This is a genomic window from Acidobacteriota bacterium (genome assembly GCA_035471785.1).
Lineage (GTDB): Bacteria > Acidobacteriota > UBA6911 > RPQK01 > DATIPO01 > JANQFM01.
Genome location: DATIPQ010000138.1, coordinates 1 through 20,583, shown reverse-complemented (window position 1 = coordinate 20,583; position 20,583 = coordinate 1). Strand labels below are relative to the sequence as shown.

The following is a 20,583-nucleotide window of genomic DNA, read 5'->3' as shown; positions in this document are numbered from 1 at the left end:
GGCGAGAACCCGTGGGGGAGGCGGAGCCGGGAGAAGAATGCCCGACTTACGGGGATGCTACAATCGACTTTTCGCTGCGGTCCGCGCCATGACGTCCTTCATCGAAAGCCGCCACAACCCGCGTTTCAAGCAGTGGACCCGCTACCTGCGCCGTCCCCAGGAGGAAGACTGCCCCTGGATCGCGGTAGAAGGATGGAAGCACCTGCTGGAGGCCTGTGCCTGGTCCCCCCCTCAATTGCTGCTCTACAGCGACTCGGACGACCGGCGCCTGGGACCGCTCTTGGACCGGTCGCGGGAAGCCGTACGGCTCACGCCGGCGCTGATCAAGCGTCTCTCCGAAGTCAAAACGCCCCAGGGCGTAATGGCCTTCTTCGACAAGCCGCGCTGGAGCAGCGGCGACCTGGGCGAGTTCGTGCTGGTGGCGGACGGGCTGCAAGACCCCGGCAATCTGGGGACGCTGCTGCGCAGCGCCGCCGCCGTGGGCGCTTCCATGGCCTCCACCCCAGGCACCGTGTCGCGCTTCAATCCCAAGGCCGTGCGGGCCTCGGCGGCGCTGATTTTCAGCGTCCCCTTTCTCCAGGACACCTCGCCGAGCTTCTTGGAGGAGCGGGGATACCGCCTGTGGACGGCCTCGGCCCAGGGACGGAAACCGCTCTTCCAGACCGCTTTTCGGGGGCCCACCGCGGTGCTGCTGGGCAGCGAGGGCGGCGGCCCCGGAAGCGAATCCCGCCAAAAGGCCGCGGGAAGCTTGCGAATCCCCATGCGTCCTCACGCCGAGAGCCTCAACGCTTCCGTGGCCGGATCGCTGATTCTCTACGAGTGGTTCCGACAGCGCAGCCAGCCCGACAAGGAGGCCGCACATGAGTGACTCGCTTTTTCCAGACATGAAGCAGCCCCGAGAGGAGGGCCGGGCGGGCGGGAGCGGCCCGCGGGCCTCGGCGGCGGAAAAGGGAGCGGCGCCGCTGGCCGACCGGATGCGGCCAGGCAGCCTGGAAGAGATGCTGGGCCAGGAGCACCTCTTGGGCCAAGGCAAGGTGCTGCGGCGGCTGATCGAAGAGGACCAAGTCTCCTCCATGATCCTGTGGGGACCTCCAGGAGTGGGCAAGACCACGCTGGCCCGGCTGGTGGCCCGCCACAGCAAGGCCTATTTCGTCTCCCTCAGCGCCGTCCTCTCAGGCGTCAAGGACATCAAGCAGGTGGTCGAGCAAGCCCGCCGAATGACTGCGGCCGGGCGCCGGACGGTACTCTTCATCGACGAATTGCACCGCTTCAACAAGGCCCAGCAAGACGCCCTGCTGCCTCACGTGGAAAGCGGCGCACTGACCCTGATCGGGGCCACCACCGAGAATCCCTCCTTCGAGGTCATCGCGCCGCTGCTCTCCCGCTCGCGGGTATTCGTGCTGCGTCCGCTGGAGGAAGAAGACATTCTCAAGCTGCTGCACAGGGCCCTGCAGGATGAAGAGCGTGGACTGGGCAAGTGGGCCATGGAGGTCGAGGAGGACGTCCTGAGCCGTATCGCCTCTTTCGCGGAGGGAGACGCCCGTCAGGCCCTCAATTCGCTTGAAGTCGCCTGCCGCCTGGCCCGAAGCTCGGGTCAGAGTCCGCCGCGGCTGACCGCCAAACTGCTGGCCGAGGCGCTGCAGAACCGCCACCTGCGCTACGACAAGTCGGGAGAAGAGCACTACAACATCATCTCGGCCTTGCATAAATCGATGCGCAACTCCGACCCCGACGCTTCGCTCTATTGGCTGGGGCGCATGCTCGAGGCCGGCGAAGACCCGCGCTACATCCTGCGCCGCATGATCCGCTTCGCAGCCGAGGACGTGGGACTGGCCGACCCCGATGCGGTGGGCCGGGCCGTGGACGCCTTGCGCGCCTACGACTTCGTGGGGCTTCCCGAAGGCAAGCTCTTCCTGGCTCAGACCGCCGTCTACCTGGCCAAGGCGCCCAAATCGAACGCCGTTTACAAAGCCTATGGGGCGGTTGAGAAGGACGTCCGGGAAACGCGCAGCGAGCCCGTTCCCCTGCACCTGCGAAACGCTCCCACCCGGCTCATGAAGGACCTGGGCTACGGCCAAGGCTACCGCTACGCCCACGACGAGGGCGGACGGGTGGAAGAGATGAATTGCCTGCCCGAGAAACTCAAGGACCGGCGCTACTGGGAGGAAGACTGAGGGCCTGCTTGACGCGCCTGGCCTCACGAACACAGTATTATGTCCTGGAGGAGGGATCATGGATAAGTTGGCAAAGCTGAAGAAAGAGGACTTCGACAAGTGCAAAGACAAGCCCTTCAAGGTACGGACCGAGGAATTGGATGAGGACTTCAGCCTGCGCGTTGACAAGGTGGAAGCCATGAGAGGAGAGTCCTTCTCGGTGGTCTTCGCAGGCCCTCAGGAGCCGGTCCTTCAGCAGTCCATCATCCCCTTGTCCCACGCGGACCTGGGAGAACTGGACATTTTCCTGGTGCCGGTCGGTCAGGAAGATGGGACCACCTACTACGAGGCGGTGTTCACCCGCAACTGACGCCGATCACGCTTTTCAATCACAAGGGATGGGGACGAGGTACTCCGCCGGACTGCGGACGGGCGGGCCAGTCTCGATTGCGTCGAGCCTGCAAACTCCTACGAGGCTGCCGGCGTCAGCTTAGAGGCCGACCGTGATCCCCCCAGATTGCCCGTCCGCAGAGAACATTCGAGGCGCCCGGCGTAAAGCCTCCCCCCAGAAAAAATGGCTTGACGCTCCTGGGCCCGCCGCGAATGCCGGCAGAGAACAAAAAGATAGCAACGAGCCTACACAGATGTCAATACCTTCAAGACGAATGCGCGCTTCTGCAAAGTCCTGTCTCAAATGGCCTCGGCCTGGAAAACTCCCCGGCCAGGGAGGGCGAGCGCATCTCAGGCCACGTTGACCTGGATGGGCCAAGTCACAATAATGAGGCCCCGTGACACGTTTGGAGCGAGGAGGGGAGTCCGAAACATGAAAGTGGTATTGCCGAGTTTTCAACAGCTTCCCAAGCGAATCGGCCGTCTGGGAGAGCTTTCCTACAACCTTTGGTGGAGTTGGGATTCCTCTGCCCGGGCTCTCTTCCGGCGACTCGATCTCTACCTCTGGCGCAAGACCAGCCACAACCCGGTCGTCATGCTGCAGGAAATCGATCCGCAAGTGCTGCAGGAACGGGCTCAGGAAGAGGGGTTTTTGGCGCATTACGACCGGGTGATGGCGTCGTTCGATCACTATTTGAGCGGTGAAGACACCTGGTTCGAGAGTTTCCATGGTCACGACTCGGACTGCCGCATTGGCTATTTCTGCGCCGAGTTCGGCTTGCACAACTCCCTGCCCATTTATTCGGGAGGACTGGGGGTGCTGGCCGGGGACACCTGCAAGGAAGCCAGCGACCTGGGTTTGCCTTTCGCCGCCATCGGATACTTCTACCCCGAGGGCTATTTCCATCAGCGCATCGAAGCCGACGGGATGCAAGAGGCCCGCTACGTGCGCCTGGACACTTCCACGGCCTCCATCCTGCCGGTGCTCAACGAGGACGGCAGCCGCTTCATTCTTCCGGTTCCGGTAGCCGACCGCGAAGTCAAGCTGGCGGTCTGGAAAGTTCAGGCGGGGCGGGTCCCCATCTACCTGATGGACACCAATATCGAAGAGAACGACCCTTGGGACCGCGACCTTTCGGCCCGCCTCTACGGGGGCGACCAGTCGGTGCGTCTGCGCCAGGAAATCGTGCTGGGAATGGGCGGACTGAGGGTTCTTAAGGCGCTGGGGCACGAGCCCACGGTGCTCCACCTCAACGAGGGACACGCGGCTTTCGCCGCCCTGCAATTGCTGGCCCGCTTCCGCAAGCAGGGCCGTTCCTGGCAAGAAGCCCTGCAAGAAGTCCGGCGGCGCACCGTCTTCACCACCCACACGCCCGTCAAGGCCGGCCACGACGAGTTCTCCTTTCCCATGATGGAGGAGTTTTTTCGCCGCTACTGGGAAGAACTCGATGTCAACCGTGAGGACCTGCTCAAGCTGGGACAGGTGCCGGGCGGCGACCAGTTCGTCATGACGGTTCTGGCTCTCAGGGCCTCCGGACGCGCCAACGGCGTGAGCAGCATCCACGGTCAGGTTTCGCGCCAGATGTGGCAACCGCTGTGGCCCCACCGCTCTCCGGACAGGGTGCCCATCTCGCACGTGACCAACGGCGTCCACGTCCCCACCTGGGTGCCCCCGGAACTGAACAGGCTCTTCAGGAAATACCTGGCCGAGGACTGGCTGAACCGCCACGACGATCAGCAACTGTGGGAAGGCGTTGACCGTATTCCCGACGAAGAGTTGTGGGCGGCCCATTTGAGCCTCAAGCGGCGGCTGGTCAGCCTGGCCCGCGAGAGGGCGCGCCGGCGCTGGCAGGTCGACGGGGTCTCGGCCGGACAGATGGTGGCTTTCGGAAGCCTCCTCGATCCCGACGCCTTGACCTTGGGCTTCGCGCGCCGCTTCGCCACCTACAAGCGGGGCAACCTGATCTTGCGCGATTCCCAGCGGCTGCGGCGCATGCTCAACGACCGCCTGCGTCCGGTGCAGATCATCTTCTCGGGCAAGGCCCACCCCGCCGATGAGCCCGGCAAGTTCGTCCTGCAGGAAGTCTTCCAGGCCTGCATGGCCCACGAAATGGCCGGCCGGGTGGCTTTCATCGAAGAGTACGACACGCACGTGGGGCATCACATGATTCAGGGCGTGGACGTATGGCTCAACAATCCCCGCCCGCCCCTGGAAGCCAGCGGCACCAGCGGACAGAAGGCGGGCCTCAACGGCGTCCCCAATTGCAGCGTCCTGGACGGATGGTGGCAGGAAGGCTACAACGGCAACAACGGATGGGCCATCGACGCCGACACGGCCGGCGACGACGGAGCTACCGCCGAGGCCATCTACGGCCTCCTGGAAGAAGAGATCATACCCCGCTACTACCGGCGCGACGAGAGGGACGTGCCCCTGGAGTGGGTCGCCATCATGAAGGAAACCATCCGCTCCCTGGCGGCTCCTTTTTCGGCCCGGCGCATGATGAAGCAGTATCTTGAGCAGATGTACCTGGCGGCGCTGCGCCAGGCGCGTGAGTCGCAGGTCGGCGTCGAGCCGTGATAGACTTCTGCACCATGGCTTCCAAGGGTTGGTTCAGTTTCTGGGAGAGCAAGATACTTCTGGTGTTTATCGTGGCCTCGCTGGGCCTGAACGTGGCCTACTACCTGAAGGTGCAGGACCTGTCGCAGGCCTTGCGGAACCGGACGTTGCAGGAGACGCCGATCCTGCAGGTGGGAGACTGGGTGCCCGACCTGAGGGCGCGTCACTTGGACGAGACGGTTTCCTCCATCGGCTTCGCCCAACCCACCATGCTCATGGTCTTTTCAAAGGACTGCCAGGTGTGTCAGGCCAACTTCTCCAACTGGACCGATCTGGAGAATCAGATCGGGGCCGAGAACGTCCTCTATGTGGCCACCAATCCTCTCCAGGCCACGCGTGATTACGCCCGCCAGCGCCGCATTGAGGACCGTACCGTTCTCTTCGCCGAGCTCAGTCAGCGCGATAGGGCCTACCACATCCACCGCGTTCCCCAGACCATCCTGATCGACGGCAGTCAGGTCAAGGCCATCGAGACCGGCGTCCTCAGCGCCGAGAAGAAGGAGCGGCTGATGGAAGCCTGGAGCAAGGCCGCACCCGCCCCCCAGCAGACCGCCTCCCAAGACGGGTAATGAGCGCGATCTCCGGATCCTAATGGCAATAGGCAGCGGCGGCGCGGGCCAGGATGGCGGATAGGTCATGGACCGAGTCGAGATCGACCCATTCGCGGTCGGAGTGGGCGCCGCCTCCGCTGGGTCCGATGACCGCCGTTTCGATGCCGGCCGCCGAGAGCAGCGCTGAATCCATCCAGGGATTCTGTCCGCAGTGGGGCGGAAGGCGTCCCAGAACGTTTCGGCAGGCCTCTTCAAGCGTGGCCACGATGGCGGCATCGGCCCCTATCTCGAAAGGCTCCCGAACCAGCCCGATCCTGAGGCTGGCCCGAAAGGACTCGTCCTCGGCCTCAAGCCTGCGCAGGATGGAGCGGATTTCCTCCTCCACCTGGTCGGCGCCTTCGCCCGGCAAGGTGCGCCGTTCGATGGTGAGTCGGCAGGATGCCGCGTAAACGCTGGGGGAAGTGCCTCCTTGAATCTGGGCGGCATGCAGCGAGGGCGGGCCCAACAAGGGGTGAGGAGGGCGGGCCCGCAGGTCGCGCTCCAGGGTTTCAAGTTGATGCAGGAAGCGTCCCATGCGCATGTTGGCGTCGATGCCCTTGTCGAAGCGGCTGCCGTGGTAGGCGCGCCCACGGGTCTCCACCTCGAGCCAGATGAATCCCTTGTGAGCCGTGCAGATTTCCAGTTGGCTGGGCTCGGTGACGATGGCGGCGTCGACCGTGAAACGCTTGAGGAGGTCGGACGTCCCCAGGCTGGCGTGTTCTTCGTCGGCCACCGCCGCCAGCACTATGTCCCCCGAGGGCTTAAAGCCGGCCTCCATCAGCGCTTTCACGGCGGCCATCGAGGCGGCCAGGCCGGCTTTCATGTCGTAGGCGCCGCGCCCCAGCAGGCGTCCCTCTTCGATCCGCCCCGAGAAGGGCTCCTCCATGCCTTCCACTCCTACCGTGTCGTAGTGGGCATTGAGCATCAGCGAACGTCCGCCGCCGGAGCCGGGCCACAAACCGGTGACGCTGACGCGTCCTGGAACCGGTTCGTGGAGCTGCACCTGCAGCCCCAGTTGGCCCAGGCGCGAGGCCGTGTAGCGGGCGATTTCGGCTTCGCCTGCGGCGCCCTCCACCAATCCCGGATTGACGGAATCGATGCGCACCAGCCCTTGCAGGGTTTCCACCAGGTACTTGCGGTCGATCTCGAAATTCAGCATCCTTCCTCCGGCGGTTATTCTAGAGCACCAAGGCGCAAATTGGAGCTTGGTTGGCTTGGCTGGTGAAAAATCGAGGAAACGATGAGCAAGATCAGGGCTGCGGTGATGCCGGGCGGCGGAGCGCCCGTGGAAATAGAGGAGTTCGTTCCGCCTCAATTGGAAGCGGGCAGTGCGCTGCTGGAGGTCGATCTGAGCGAGGTGTGCGGAACCGACGTCCATCTGCGCGACGGACGCCTTGACGGTGTCCCCTACCCCATCATTCCGGGTCATGTCTCAGCGGGACGCCTGGCCCAGGTGAGAGGGCCCCTCAGCGACATCGAGGGCCAGCCTCTGCGGGAGGGCGACCGGGTTACCTTCCTGGACGTCCACCGCACCTGCCACGCCTGCTGGCATTGCCTGGTGGCCAAGGCCTCCACCCGCTGCCCCCGGCGCAAGGTTTACGGCATTACCTATGGTGTCGAAGACGGGCTGGCGGGAGGATGGTCACAGCAGATCTACCTCAAACCCGGCACGAACTGCATCAGGCTGGAAGGCGTCGATGCCCGGGCCTTCATGGCCGGGGGATGCTCATTGCCTACCGCCCTTCACGCTCTCGACCGGGCCGAAGTGCGCATCGGCGACACCGTACTGGTCCTGGGCAGCGGACCCGTGGGGCTGTCCTCCATCATTCTGGCCCGAATGGCCGGCGCCCTGCGGGTGCTCTGCATCGGGGCCCCCGATCATCGCCTGGAGACGGCTCGCCAGGTGGGAGCGCAAGAGGTGCTCAACTTTCAAAGCCATTCCCCGCAGGAACGGGTGCAGTGGGTCATGGAGCGCTGCGGGGGAAGGGGCGCCGACATCACCATCGAAGCCACCGGAGCCCCTTCGGCCGTGGTCGACGCCATGCGCTTCACCCGCGATGCGGGGCGCGTGGTGGTGGTGGGACAGTACACCGATCACGGCGAGATCGCCTTCAATCCCCACCTTGACCTCAACAAGAAGCATCTCGACGTTAGGGGATGCTGGGGATCGGACTTCTCCCACTTCCACCGCGGGGTCAAGGTGCTGACCGATCCCGAAAGGGCCGAGCCTTGGTTGAAGATCCCGCTGCGCTCCTTCGCACTCGAGCAGACCAACCAGGCCCTCAGCGCCGTGGAAAGCGGGGAGGTGGTCAAAGCTTTGATCGAGCCTGGTGCTGCCGGTCATGAGTTCTGACCCAGCCCTCCGTTCTTGTCCCTGACAGGGACAGATTCGCCAGCCCAGGGTCAGCCGCGGCGAGCGCTGGCGAGACGGCGGCGCCACCCTGGGTTTCAAACGCCAAATGTGCCAACGCTGAAAGCGTGAGATAACGCCACAGGGCGGCTCAAAACTTCTGGCGCACTGCACTGATGCGGGGCGTCAAAAGTCTTGAGCCGGAGTCGTGCCAAGGTCGAGGTGAGATATGGGAAGTTCGAAAGAACCACGAAGGGCTGCAAGCGTAGCGACGCAAGGGCGCAATGCTGGGTCCCGAGGGTAATCGAATTCCAGTTGCGATGCAGCATGGCTCAGAACTCATGAGAGCCAGCACCAGGTTGCTTGGTTCAGTGGGCGCCGCAGAGGTGGAATTGGGACATGAAGGCGGTCAGGGAGTTCTCGTCGGCGGGGGTGCCGGAGTAGTCGACTGAGTCGTCACCCGCAGCTTCCTGGCCGGGTGCATCTCCGGCGCCGGCTTGGGCGGGATCAGGCACCACCCAGGCTGCGAAACGGTTGCGGGTGTCCTCGGGGCAACGAATCCACATCATGGCGGCCAGGCTGTCGCCCCGCGACCGTCCCAATTCGACGCCGCCCCGCATGACGCGGTAGTAGGCCGTGTAGCGATTGACTTCAAACTGTCCCAGCTTGATGAATTCGGCATCGTCGAAGTCGAGATCGATGGGTCCCTGCACCCGCACGTGCTCGAGTGCCTCCATGTCGTCGGCCTTGCCCGTGAAGAAGTCCTCCATCTGGCGCTTCTCGTCGCCCATAAAGCGGAAATTGAAGAAGAAAAAGGCCCGTTCCCTGGGCTCGCCGGCCTCGCCGTTCTCCTTCGGGGGAGTGTCGGTCAGCCCGCCGACGTCGCCTAAGAAGGGAATATCGACGACCAGCCCGGCATAGTAACCGGAGGGTATCTCTTGGGCGCCCAGCATCTCCAGAGTCCGCTCTTCGCGCTTTTCGGGGCTCTTAGCCAGTTCCTCGACGTCCTTGACGAACTGGTAGCCGAGCACTCCCATGACGACGACGAAAATGATGCCAAGCAATGCGATGAAGGCGCATCCGCCCAGAATCCACATCCACGGGGAGGTCTCGCGATTGGACATGATAGGGTCAGTTTACCGCAGCCGCCTGCCGAGCGGTACCCAAGAGGTGTTTCCTCCCGCCTCTGCCCGCCTTTGGGAGTCGGGCCCCTGGAAGTTGGACCTTGCCAAGCCCCTAGGCGTCGGTAAGGACCTCAACCCCGGGCAGTTTCTTGCCTTCCAGCATCTCCAGGCTGGCCCCGCCTCCGGTAGAGATGTGATGGAAGCGGTCGGCCAGTCCCGACTGCTGGGCGGCGGCCGCCGAGTCGCCTCCGCCGATGATGGTGACGGCGGGCGATTCGGCGCAGGCTTTGGCGATGCGCTGAGTTCCCCTGGCGAACCGCGGCCACTCGAAGACGCCCATGGGACCGTTCCAGACGATCAGTCGGGCCTGCTCGATGCGGTCGCGGAAGACCTGGACGGTGCGGGGACCGATATCCAATCCCATCCAACCGTTGGGTATGGAGGCGCCGGGCGTCTGTCCCCTCTCGGTGTCTTCCTTGAATTCGCGGCCGCAGACGTGGTCTTGAGGAAGGAGCAGTTCGACGTCCTTGGCGGCGGCCCGGCGAATCAGCTTGAGGGCCAGGCCGAGCTTGTCTTCTTCAACCAGCGAGTCTCCCACCGCCACACCTTCCGCTTTGAGGAAAGTGAAGGCCATGGCGCCTCCGATGAGCAGGACGTCGACTTTCTCCAGCAGGTTCTCGATGACGCCGATCTTGTCGCTGACCTTGGCTCCGCCCATGATGGCCAGAAAGGGCGTGGAGGGGTTGTCGAGCACCCGCTGAAAGTAGTCGATCTCTTTGGCCAACAGATAGCCGGCGGCGCGCTGCTCGAAGTGCTCGGCCACCGCCACCATGGAGGCGTGAGGACGGTGGGCGGTGCCGAAGGCATCGTTGATGTAGGCATCACCCAGAGAAGCCAGCCGGTCGGCGAAGTCGGGCTCGGATTGGGGTTTTTCTTCACCGCCATGAAAGCGCAGGTTTTCCAGAAGCAGCACCTCTCCAGGCTGCAAACGAGCCGACGCCTCTTCAGCCTTCTCGCCCACGCAGTCCTCGGCGAAGGCGACCTGGCTCTGCAGCAGTTGGGAAAGACGGTCGGCCACGGGACGAAGGCTCAGGGAGGAGTCGGGCTCGCCCTTGGGACGTCCCAGGTGGCTCATCAGTATCACCGAAGCCCCTTGCTTGAGGGCGTAACGGATCGTGGGCAGCGCCGCTTTGATGCGGGTGTCGTCGCTGACCTGTCCGTCCTGCAGGGGAACATTGAAATCGACGCGAATCAGGGCTTTCTTGCCCTCGAGCTGCAAGTCTTCGATGGTGAGCTTGTTCATCTTCTCTCCGGGGTGCGCGCTACAGATTGGAATTCACGGACGACCATTCTTGCAAAGGCGGCAGGGATCCCAACGAGATGACCTCGTCGCGCAACTTGACCAGGTGCTGGTAGGACTCGCGCAGCGATTCCATCTCCTCGGGGCTGCCCTGAGGCATGCTCCAGCTCATCCCGTCACGGGTGAGGCTGGTTTCCATGGCCATCATGATCTTCGAGAAGCCGTTCTCGGGTGAGTCGACATAGGTGCCGCAGGGCCAGGGATAACCCTGCCCGTCCATGACCGACTTCACCATCAGCAGGGACTGGTGGGAAGGGCTCTGAAAGGAACTGCGGCCGCGGAGTTGGATGATGCGCTTTCCTCCTTGACGCACATGGGCCCGGATGGCGTCCCACTTGTCGTGGCTGAGTCGGTCGCTGCCGATCAGCTCAGACAGAGGACGTCCCGCCACCTTGCAGGTACTGGCGAATACGGCCATCTGTTCGCCGTGTCCTCCGTAGGTGCGGCATCCCGTCACCTCGTCTTGAGGAACTCCGAAATGCTGGCTCAAGGCCGTTTGCAGCCGGGTGGAGTCGAGAGCCGCCAGGGTAGCCACCCGAGAGGGCTTGAGGCCCGAATAGACCAGGGTGGTCAAGCCCGTAATGTCGGCCGGATTGAAGATGATCACCACGAATCTGACGGAAGGACAGTGGCTGCGGATATCGCGGCCCAGTTGTTCGGCGATCTCGGTGTTGCCTTTGAGCAGGTCTTCCCGCGTCATGCCCTCCTTGCGGGGCGCTCCGCCCGAGGAGACGATGTAGGAGGCGTCCTTGAGCGCCTCGCCGATATCGGCGGTCCACCTCACGCGGGCACCCGGAAAAGCGCAATGGTAGATCTCCTCCGCAGTTCCCTCCAGGCCGGGCTCGTAGGGATCGTACATGGCGATGTTGGGTGTCAGGCCCATCGTGAGCGCCGACTGCACCATATTGGAGCCGATGGCCCCGGCAGCGCCCAGGATGACCAGTTTCTCGTCTGTCAGGTATTTCATGAGTTTGACCTCGTCTTTTCGTTCCTTATTCTTCCTTTATTTCATGATTCGAAAGTGTTTGCAATAGCTGCCCCAGTGCCATTCCGGCCCGTCTGATGAGGAGATGGAATTGGTGGTATCCTGTGCGGCATTGTTCGGGCTTTTTTCGGAGAGGCCTGAAACGTCGCATGGGTTTGCGGCATAGAAACGCGTATGACGGCTATGAGGACCATCAGCAAGGGAAAGGGCCTGTTGCCGGCGTCGGCTTGGCTGGCCCTGGCTACGCTTGCGGGGTCCTTTGCCAGGGGCGGCGAGATGGAACCGTCATTCCAAGACCAGCCCCAGAGCCGCCAGGAGATACTGCTTGAAAAACGTCGCCAGAAGATGCAGGACTTGAAAGCCGAGCAGGTTTCCAAATGGGAAAACGTCCTCATCCAGTATGAGAAGAGGCCCATCTTTCAAAAGCTCACGGTCAAGGGCTACCAGGGCTTCAGGCTGGTGGTGGGCGGACTGCCCCAGGGTTCGGGATTCGCCTACGGAGTCGGCTACGTCAATGGGTTAGACCGGGAAAGCGTCCGCTTTACGGTAGATGCCCGCTACTCCAGCCGTCGCTACGAGCGCTTGGATGCCATGGCCGAGTTCTTTCCCAAACCGGCCAGCGATTCGCCCTGGAGGGGGTTCGTCAAAGCCGGATACCTGGACTACAAGAGCCACAACTTCTTCGGTATCGGAAACTTCACCAGCGATGAGGATGAAAGCAGCTTCAGGCTGGAGCAGCGGCATGCTGCCGCGGGTCTTTCCTACCGGGCCAACCGGCGTCTCAAGGTGAGCGGCGAAGTGGGATTCCTGGACACCGGAATCCGACCGGGCGAGGACGACCCGAGTCCTATTGCCGTCCTCGGCGCGGGCCAAGTACCGGGCTTCTTCGAACAGCCTCAATACCTGACCTATGGCGGCCAAGTGGAGGTCAGCCTCTTTGACCGCTGGGAGGCGCCTCCGGTTGGCGTGGCCATAATAGCCTCCGTCAAGCGTTTCGATGGCCGGGGCGGCAGGGCCGGCGGCCAAGTCGGGTCGGGCAGTTTCCTGAGAGCTTCGGGAGAGGTGCAACTCCGAGTTCCGCTGGGACACCGCAACCGGCGCATTGCCTACCGGCTGCGCACCTCCCACTCCATGGCCGACGGCGACGCCGAGGTTCCCTTTTTCCTGCTGGAAACCCTGGGCGGCGCTCACTCTCTTCGGGGCTACGAAGAATTCCGCTTTCGAGACGCCCGCAACCTGACCATGAACCTGGAATATCGCTGGGAGGTCTGGACGTTCGCGGACATGGCCTTGTTCTCGGACGCCGGCAAAGTCTTCAGGCGCGCCGGCGACCTGGACTTCAGCGACCTTCACGCCAGCTACGGCGCCGGCATCATCTTCCGTCCGCCGGGCGGCTTCAGACTGCGTTTCGACGTGGCCCGCAGCCAGGAAGGCATCCGTTTCCACATCGGTTCGGGCCCCAATTTTTAGGACGGCGACGGCTATGAAGCACTCGACCACCATTCTCTTCATCCTGTGGGCGGCTTGGGCAACGGCCGCGGCCCAGAAGGAAGACGTCCCCAAGTTCTATCCCGACGATCCGCTGCTGGTCGACAACGATAAGCTGCACGTGGATCAAAGGCCGGCCGAAATCGAGCTGAGCTCATTCTACGATTTCTTCTCTCACGTCTTCGCCGACCTGGGATCAGATGCCTGGGGCGAAGCCGAGAACGTCAATACGCTGGACGAAGTGCCGGATTCCAGTTGGTTTACCAACCGCCACGGAATGCAGCGGATGTCGGCCCAGGAACTGGCGCGCGGCCCCGACCGGACGGGCGGCCCCGATCCTGCCCGGCTCTGGACCATCTTCCGCAGCAAGTCGGAAGGACTGACGCCCGGCTTCCAGATCGAGGACGAGAAAGGGCACCGCTATCTGATCAAGTTCGGAGCGCCCATTAATCCCGAGCTGAGTACGGCAGCCGAGGTCATCGCCACCAAGATCTTCCATGCTTTAGGCTATCATGTGCCCGAGAACTACATCGTCAACCTGCGTCCCGAGAACCTGCGCATCCGTCCCGGAACCGCGCTGACCGACCGTTTCGGCGACCGCAAGGAACTGACGGGCAAAGAGCTGAAGCGGCTGCTTGAAGACTATCCGCGTCAAGCCGACGGAAGCATGCGGGTGCTGGCCAGCCGCTATGTGGAGGGCCGTCCGGTCGGTCCCTTCCGTTACTTCGGGACCCGCAGCGACGATCCCAACGACGTGATCGATCATGAACAACGCCGCGAGCTGCGCGGACTGCGCCTCTTCGCCGCCTGGACCAACCATGACGACAGCAGGGCTCACAACACCCTCTCCTCCTACGTCGAGGAAGGCGGCAAGCGCTACCTGCGCCATTACCTCATCGATTTCGGATCGACCTTCGGCAGCGCTTCAGTGCAGTTGCAGTCCCCGGCCAACGGCTATCACTGGCTGCTCGATCCGGAGTTGATGCTCACTAACCTCAAGACCTTTGGCGTGCATGTCCCCACCTACCGCAAAGTGGACTGGCCGCCGTTCCCCGAGTACAGCGCCGTGGGACGCTACGAGGCGCAAGTCTTCGATTGCCAGGCCTGGCGCAACGAGTACCCCAATCCGGCCTTCGTCCGCCTGAGCGAACGCGACGCTTTCTGGGCCGGCAAGCTGCTGATGCGCTTCACGCCCGAGGAACTGCGGATCATCGTCGCCAGCGGCGAGTTCAGCCGCGCCTACGAGCAGGAGTACCTCTTGGAAACCCTGATCGCGCGGCAGCGCAAGTGCGGCAGTTGGGCGCTGAATCTGGTCAACCCCCTGGACGGGTTCCTGGTGGAGGCCGGCAAGCTGCGCTTCACCAACCTCTCCCAGTACTATGGCTTCAGCCAGGCCGAGGGTTACCGTGCGCAATGGTTCGTCTTCGACAACGCCGACGGATCGCGCCGGCAGCTCGGCGATAGTCTGAGCAGCGAAGAGACGGCCGTCAGCATCCCCCGTCCCGACTTCTCGCAAATGCAAGATCCTTACCTTGGCGTGGAGATCCGTACCCTCAGTGCCCGGCATCCTCATCATCAACTGCCGGTGACCGTCTACCTGCGCCCCTCGGGACGGGCCCTGCAAGTGGTGGGCATCGTGCGCCAAACCACCGACTTGATTCCGCCCATGGAGGGAAATCCATGAGATTGTGCGTCTTCTGCGGTTCCAGTCCCGGCGTCCGCCCCGAGTATCGGGATAGCGCCGAGCGCCTGGGCCGGCAAATGCTGCGCCGCGAGGTGGGACTGGTCTACGGTGGCGGCAGCATCGGTCTGATGGGAGTGGTGGCCGACGCCGTGCTGGAAGGCGGGGGCGAAGTCATCGGCGTCATCCCTTCCTCGATGGCCCGCAAAGAGGTGGCTCACTCCGGGCTGGGAAAGCTGCACGTAGTGGAGGGCATGCATCCGCGCAAAGCCAAGATGGCCGAGCTGTCGCATGGTTTCATCGCCTTGCCGGGCGGATTCGGCACCTACGAGGAGCTCTTCGAAGTCATCACCTGGTCGCAGTTGCGCTTTCACCGCAAGCCGGTGGGCGTCCTCAACGCCTGCGGCTACTTCGACCCCCTGCTCAAGATGATCGATCACGGTATCGAGGAAGGATTCATCCGGCCCGAAAACCGGGGCATCATCGCCGTTAAGCGGGACCCCGAGGAAATCGTGGACGAAGTGCTGAAGCTGGCCTCGCCCGAGAAGTCCTGGGTGGACCTGAGGGAGATTTGACGATGGGCAATGAAAACAAGTCCAAAGCCTCTGACAAGGGCCTCTCGGAGGTGCTTTCCTTCCGGCCCATCGAGGAAGCGGATCTCGACTTCCTGCGCCGTCTCTATTCCACCACCCGCGACTACGAAATGGACCAGGTGGACTGGAGCCCGGAGCAAAAAAGAACCTTTCTCAACCAGCAGTTCCAGGCCCAGCACAAGCACTATATGGAGCACTTCCCGGAGGCCGAATTCAGCCTCGTGCTGGTGGACGGGCGACGGGCCGGACGGCTTTACATCGACCGCCGCCGCAAGGAAATCCGCCTGGTCGACATCGCCCTGATGCCCGGCTTCCGCAACCGCGGCCTGGGCAAGCGCCTCATGGACAAGGTGCTGGATGAGGGCCGCCGCAACGATTTGCCGGTGCGCATCCACGTTGAGAAATTCAACCCCGCCATGCGTCTTTACCGCCGCCTGGGGTTTACCCACATCGAAGACCAGGGCGTCTATTTCCTGATGGAGTGGCAACCCCGATGAAACTGTCACTTGACCGACCGCTTCGTCCCAAATTCTCGACTATTTTGCCGACCCTTAGCCCTCAAGGGGTGTGCGTCAGAGGACTTTTGTATTAGTATTTGGTGCTGGAAAACCAGGGGGCGCAGAGTCCGTTGAGCGCCGAAGCAAGTGGGCAACGGGCAGGCGCGCCGCCGAACAGCGCAAAGGATGAGCCATGGCTGAAGAGCAGCTTCAAACGAGCGTCCACAGTGACCCGCAAACGCAAAGCAAGGCAGATAGCGGAGCTAAGGCCGACCCAGCGGCTGCCAACGGCCATGCTAAGGGCCACCGCAACGGAAGCAACGGTAAAGGCTACCGCCTGGACGGCGAGCTTCACGACAAGCTGATGAAGCCGCGCGAGTCGTCCCTGGTCGATCTGGACATCAGCGGACCGGGACTTCCTGATCCGGTCTATCCCCAGCTTCCGGAAGACTTCAGGCGCAGCAAGAAAGAGTACCAGCGCCTGAATGCACTGCGGACCGCCAAAGCCTGGGCATTGCCCTACGCCAAAAGCCTGTGGCACCGCAACGAGTTGCGTCCTCTGATCGCCTATCTCTTCACGGAGTGGAAGTGCAATCTGGCCTGCGAGTACTGCTGGGCCTTCGAAAACAGCGTGCCCGGCATGACCGAAGAGGTGGCCCGCAAGTCCATCGACTGGCTGGAGAGCATCGGTTGCCGCGTGCTGGCTCTGATGGGCGGAGAGCCACTGCTGCGCCCCGACTTCATCCACAAGGTGACCTATTACGCCGCCAAGAAGGGCTTTTTCGTCTACCTGCCCACCAACGGACGCCTCATGAAGCCCGAGGTCATCGACAAGCTGGGCGACGCCGGACTGGCGGCCGTCAACCTGGCCGTGGACGCCGTGGACGAGAAGCCTGGCCTGCCCAAGGCGCTCACTCCCATCCGCCCCTATTTCGACTACCTGGTCAAGACTCAGAACCGCTACGGCCACCTGGTGATGCTCAACATCAACATCACCCGCATCAATATCGAGGACGCCCGCCAGTTGACCGAGATCGGGCGCGCCAACGACGTGGGCACCGACTACCACATCAACGAAGCTCCGCTGATCGAGCAGGAACACTTCGGGGACAAGGCCGAAGTCAACTCCACCTACCTGCGTCCTGAAGACTACCCCAAGGTGGACGCGCTGCTGGACGAGCTGAAGGAAAAGCAGCGCCAAGGCTACAAGATGGCCAACCCCATCCAGCACCTGGAAGACATGAAGCAGCTCATGCGGGGCCACGTCGAACCCTGGCCCTGCCGGGCCGGCAAGAACACCATGATCATCCGCACCGACGGAACGCTGGCTCCCTGCTTCCCCATGTACTCGGCCAGCCACGACTGGGGCACCGTCGGCAACCACAAGTTCGAGGACGGGCAGTTGACGGAGATGAAGAAGTCCTGCAACAGCCACTGCCTCTCCACCTGCAACTACATCCTGGGCTACAGCTACAACGCCAAGCGGGTCATCAGTTGGGGACTCAAGCAGGCCCGCCACGGCTTCCGGGGCGCTACCGGAGCTTTCGAGTAAGAGAGAATCAGCGCGAGATACGGATGTCTTTGCGCACGTGCAAAACGCCGGACGCGTCCTCCTCTGCCGGGCGGACCCGCGAGAAGGTCCCCCTCTGCGTCCACCTCTGAAGCTGCGACTCGCTGAGTATGGGGTCGTCGGCGAAATTCAGCTCGAAAGTCCGGCGCGCCATTCCGGGGCCTGATATCACGTAGTGGATGTGGGCCGGAATGCGTCCGCCGGGATAAGGCGCCGGCCTGATGGTCTTAAAGCGGTAGCGTCCCTCGCCGTCGGTGATCATGTCGCCCTTGAGGCGATGCTGCGATTCGTTGCGTCCGCCGGGAGAGTAGTAGCCCTCATGGTCGGTGTGGTAGACGTGCACTTTGACGCCTTGCAGGGGCGTTTCTCCGTCCTCGGCGAAGACGCGGCCCTCCACGATCAGCGGCTGGCCCGGTTCGCCCTCAGGCGGGATGACGATGCTCCATTCGCCCGCCCACAAGACGGCTGCGGCAGCCCAGACAAGGGCGCCCTTGGTCATCCATTGCTTCATGATGGTTCCTCTTCCAGGGGCGAACGATACCAGCCGGCTCTCTATCTAGGTGCACGAAAATTCCGCGGCAAGGTTCCATCGATGCTGAGCGGGCCCGCCCTTCCCGCCAGCCCGTTTCAGGGCGCCGATCGACGCGGAGCCCGGCTCCCTTCAGGCGCACGGCGTCCAAAGAGGCGGGTGACGGAGGCCGCCAGGATGAGGGCTACATTGGTTCCCAGAAAGACCAGTCCCATCAGCACTTTGGCCAAGCCCAGCAGGGTGAAGAAGAAAATGTAGTAGGGCATGGCGGCGCGGGTGGCCAGGAAGGTCAGTTTGCGGGTCAGGAAGGCCAAGGGGCTGCGGTCTTGCTCGGCCTCCACCCGCTTTTGAAAAGCGGTGCCGTACTCGCCCACGTCTTCCCCTTCCTCCCCGTAGCGGCGACGCTGCACCGCCACCACCCAGAAGGCCAACACAACGGCCGCCACCGACTCGATCCCGATGCCCAACCACCAGATGTTGCCGGTTGAGCGGTAGAGCCCGATTCCCATGCCGGTGAAGAGAAAGACGTAGAAGAGGTAGTCGCACACCATTTCCAGCCAGCATCCGAAGTCGGATTGCTGGAACTTGGCCCGGGCCAGCTCGCCGTCGACTCCGTCCAGCATGCTCGAAAACCAGGCCAAAAATCCTCCCGCCAACATGGCCGGATAGGTGCCGAGAGCATAGAGGAGGCCGGCTGCCAGGCTTCCGAAGAAAGTCATCACAGTGACCATGTTGGGCGTCACGGGCGTGGGCAGCAGGATGCGCGAGATGAGCAGCGAGACGCGCCGGTTAGTGCGGGCATAGATGCCGTCGGTGGCCTTCATGGTGGCCAGCAGCACCTTGCGGGCGGCGGGACGCGTTTCGCGGAGCGAAGAGATGCGGTGCCAGTAGTGGCGTCCGATGCTGACCTGACGCGGAGCGGACTGGCCGTCCGGCAAATGAACCTCCAGCCCCAGCGGATGCGGCTCCCCGTCATGCGTCCCTTCAACATATTGCAGGTCGTGATCATCAGCCACGCCCACCTTGTAAGGCGACTTCTCCACTGGCGGATAGTCCGCGGGCCGGTCGTCGATCAAGCTCAGGCTCCGCGGACACTGCTTTTTGGGCCCTTCCAGCAGGAGGCGGACCTGGCGAGCCAATCGCCCCACCATTTTGGGATCGAGCAGGGTATCACCACGCTGATCGATGACGATCTCACCGTGGGGCGCTTTCTCGAATCGTGCCACTACCTCAACTTTGAGCCCTTCCACGGAACTCTTGCAGGCCAGCCGCGAGATCTCCTCCCAAGCCTCTCCGGCGGCGACCTGAATCCGGTCTGCATCGACCCGCTTCCAGGTCAGAAGATGGCGTTTGAAAAGAGTCAGTCCGGCGACCCTTGATTGCAACAGCAAAACGTCCCAATGCGCCAATGCACAATCCAAACGAACCAGCAAGCGATTCCTCTCTTCCTCCTGGGCAGGCTTGAGAACCCGAAGGAGAGTGTACAACTCTTCCCCGACGTACGCAGCCCTGTGCAAGAAACCGCTCAAGGCTTGATCTGTTCCAAACCTAATCCCCAGAACATCTCAAAAGAAAAAGGACCCTCGGAATGAGGGTCCCGGATGACGAGAGAACCCCTCCTCAACTGCGTGACGGATACAACCCGACCAAGGCAATGATGAAGTTCATTGTCAGATAGGGTTGCATGTTGTTGTGAGCCTGCGATCCGCCCGTATCCGACAGGGATGAGTCGCTCATATCCACCAAGTTAGCAGACGTGTTGGTCTGGTAGAGCAATCCGTCGCGGGGCTCGGCGAGGACATTCCCGACAGCTATTCCTGATCGGCCGCGGCCATCAGAGGCGCGCATCGTATGGGTGTGGTTGGGCATCTCCGCTTCGCTGAGCGTGACTGTCTCAACTCCGCCTCTTTGGCCCAGCCGACGGTCCGTCAAACCCGGACCTCGACCCGGATGCATGGGCGCTCTGCCCTGGAGGTTAGGTAGGGCGGTTGTAGTCCGGCCGTCCCCGCCATAGGTTGTGCCGATGAGCGAGAAGAGCGCGGTGTTCTGAGCGATAGGCAACAGTTGGCCGTTACAGAAGGCCCAACCTCGGGGCGCAAAGTTGCCCGCGAAAATTCTGATTTCTGCGACAAATGGTTCAGACATGGCGCTCCTTCTCTAGTGCCTGGACGGATAGATCCCAACCAGGGCAATGATGAAGTTAATGCAAAGATAGGGCATGAGGTTGGTGTGGCTTCGGCTTCCCCCGACACCGGTGATCGAGGACGAGGCCATGTTGACGTCGCTTCCCTGGTCCGAGTAGACCCGGTCGGTTACCGTTTCGGCCAGTACCTCGCCCTGAGGATTGGGTCCGGTGGCGGGATCGGCGGAAGCCTTCAAGTCGTGCCTGTGGGAGGGCAACTGGTTCACGGTGAGCGTGACTTTCTCGGCCCCGCCTTTGGAGCCAAGCCTGCGAGGACTTAACCCGGGTCCTTCACCGGCGTGAAGGGGGATTCTGCCCCGCAAGTCGGGCAGGCCGAAGGTGGTCCGACCGTCTCCGCCGTAAATGGTCCCGAGAAGAGAGAAGAGAGCATCGTTCTGTGAGACAGCCAGCAATTGCCCGTCGCAGAAGGCCCAGCCGCGGGGCGCGAAATTGCCCGCGAACATGCGGATTTCT

Annotated in this window: 19 protein-coding genes; 11 read left to right on the top strand and 8 right to left on the bottom strand. The window is 62.7% G+C overall.

The genetic code is table 11. The features are described from left to right. Window positions 1-37: 37 nt before the first annotated feature. The 5 genes from VLU25_19350 (at window position 38) to VLU25_19330 (ending at window position 5,729) form a co-directional block, all read left to right on the top strand. Complete coding sequence (locus tag VLU25_19350; GenBank protein HSR70094.1) at window positions 38-868, top strand: RNA methyltransferase; 831 nt, start codon at window positions 38-40, stop codon at window positions 866-868. After that, a complete protein-coding gene (locus tag VLU25_19345; GenBank protein ID HSR70093.1) occupies window positions 861-2,174 on the top strand; it encodes a replication-associated recombination protein A in 1,314 nt (437 codons plus the stop codon). The genes VLU25_19350 and VLU25_19345 overlap by 8 nt, the downstream gene beginning before the upstream one ends. Before the next feature lie 58 nt (window positions 2,175-2,232). After that, window positions 2,233-2,523: a hypothetical protein gene (locus VLU25_19340; GenBank protein HSR70092.1), complete on the top strand. Its 291-nt coding sequence runs from the start codon at window positions 2,233-2,235 to the stop codon at window positions 2,521-2,523. Between the two features lie 453 nt (window positions 2,524-2,976). Then, window positions 2,977-5,121, top strand: coding sequence for an alpha-glucan family phosphorylase (gene glgP, locus VLU25_19335; GenBank protein HSR70091.1), 2,145 nt, complete (start codon window positions 2,977-2,979; stop codon window positions 5,119-5,121). A gap of 14 nt (window positions 5,122-5,135) precedes the next feature. Continuing rightward, a complete protein-coding gene (locus tag VLU25_19330) occupies window positions 5,136-5,729 on the top strand; it encodes a hypothetical protein (protein HSR70090.1) in 594 nt (197 codons plus the stop codon). A 19-nt stretch (window positions 5,730-5,748) separates the two neighbouring features. On the opposite strand, the gene VLU25_19325 is transcribed toward VLU25_19330, so the two are convergent. After that, window positions 5,749-6,909 carry an ArgE/DapE family deacylase gene (locus VLU25_19325; GenBank protein HSR70089.1) on the bottom strand — a complete coding sequence of 387 codons (1,161 nt, stop codon included), beginning with the start codon at window positions 6,907-6,909 and terminating at the stop codon, window positions 5,749-5,751. A gap of 81 nt (window positions 6,910-6,990) precedes the next feature. Between VLU25_19325 and VLU25_19320 the strand changes: the two genes are divergently transcribed. Then, window positions 6,991-8,103 carry a zinc-binding dehydrogenase gene (locus VLU25_19320; protein ID HSR70088.1) on the top strand — a complete coding sequence of 371 codons (1,113 nt, stop codon included), beginning with the start codon at window positions 6,991-6,993 and terminating at the stop codon, window positions 8,101-8,103. Window positions 8,104-8,468: 365 nt separating this feature from the next. On the opposite strand, the gene VLU25_19315 is transcribed toward VLU25_19320, so the two are convergent. The 3 genes from VLU25_19315 to VLU25_19305 all read right to left on the bottom strand — a co-directional run bounded on the left by VLU25_19315 (window position 8,469) and on the right by VLU25_19305 (window position 11,551). Then, window positions 8,469-9,224, bottom strand: a complete 756-nt coding sequence (locus VLU25_19315; protein ID HSR70087.1) for a hypothetical protein — start codon at window positions 9,222-9,224, stop codon at window positions 8,469-8,471. A 112-nt stretch (window positions 9,225-9,336) separates the two neighbouring features. Next, the gene (locus VLU25_19310) at window positions 9,337-10,527 is read right to left on the bottom strand and encodes a phosphoglycerate kinase (GenBank protein ID HSR70086.1); all 1,191 of its coding nucleotides are present in this window, start codon (window positions 10,525-10,527) and stop codon (window positions 9,337-9,339) included. A gap of 19 nt (window positions 10,528-10,546) precedes the next feature. Then, window positions 10,547-11,551, bottom strand: coding sequence for a malate dehydrogenase (locus tag VLU25_19305; GenBank protein ID HSR70085.1), 1,005 nt, complete (start codon window positions 11,549-11,551; stop codon window positions 10,547-10,549). A gap of 192 nt (window positions 11,552-11,743) precedes the next feature. On the opposite strand from VLU25_19305, the gene VLU25_19300 reads away from it, so the two are divergent. The 5 genes from VLU25_19300 to VLU25_19280 all read left to right on the top strand — a co-directional run bounded on the left by VLU25_19300 (window position 11,744) and on the right by VLU25_19280 (window position 17,380). Further along, on the top strand, window positions 11,744-13,039 hold the full coding sequence (locus VLU25_19300; protein HSR70084.1) for a BamA/TamA family outer membrane protein: 1,296 nt from the start codon (window positions 11,744-11,746) through the stop codon (window positions 13,037-13,039). Between the two features lie 13 nt (window positions 13,040-13,052). After that, window positions 13,053-14,741, top strand: a complete 1,689-nt coding sequence (locus tag VLU25_19295) for a hypothetical protein (GenBank protein HSR70083.1) — start codon at window positions 13,053-13,055, stop codon at window positions 14,739-14,741. Continuing rightward, a complete protein-coding gene (locus tag VLU25_19290; protein ID HSR70082.1) occupies window positions 14,738-15,313 on the top strand; it encodes a TIGR00730 family Rossman fold protein in 576 nt (191 codons plus the stop codon). The genes VLU25_19295 and VLU25_19290 overlap by 4 nt, the downstream gene beginning before the upstream one ends. 2 nt (window positions 15,314-15,315) lie before the next feature. Further along, window positions 15,316-15,828, top strand: coding sequence for a GNAT family N-acetyltransferase (locus VLU25_19285; protein HSR70081.1), 513 nt, complete (start codon window positions 15,316-15,318; stop codon window positions 15,826-15,828). A gap of 193 nt (window positions 15,829-16,021) precedes the next feature. After that, entirely contained in the window at window positions 16,022-17,380 is a 1,359-nt protein-coding gene (locus VLU25_19280; protein HSR70080.1) for a radical SAM/SPASM domain-containing protein, read from the top strand. Window positions 17,381-17,387: 7 nt separating this feature from the next. On the opposite strand, the gene VLU25_19275 is transcribed toward VLU25_19280, so the two are convergent. From VLU25_19275 to VLU25_19260, 4 genes are all read right to left on the bottom strand, one after another. Next, a complete protein-coding gene (locus tag VLU25_19275; GenBank protein ID HSR70079.1) occupies window positions 17,388-17,909 on the bottom strand; it encodes a hypothetical protein in 522 nt (173 codons plus the stop codon). Between the two features lie 116 nt (window positions 17,910-18,025). Beyond that, window positions 18,026-19,312: a CDP-alcohol phosphatidyltransferase family protein gene (locus tag VLU25_19270; GenBank protein ID HSR70078.1), complete on the bottom strand. Its 1,287-nt coding sequence runs from the start codon at window positions 19,310-19,312 to the stop codon at window positions 18,026-18,028. A gap of 235 nt (window positions 19,313-19,547) precedes the next feature. Further along, window positions 19,548-20,072, bottom strand: a complete 525-nt coding sequence (locus tag VLU25_19265) for a tail fiber protein (GenBank protein ID HSR70077.1) — start codon at window positions 20,070-20,072, stop codon at window positions 19,548-19,550. Between the two features lie 12 nt (window positions 20,073-20,084). Beyond that, window positions 20,085-20,583: tail fiber protein (locus VLU25_19260; protein HSR70076.1), on the bottom strand; the 499-nt coding region annotated here is incomplete at its 5' end.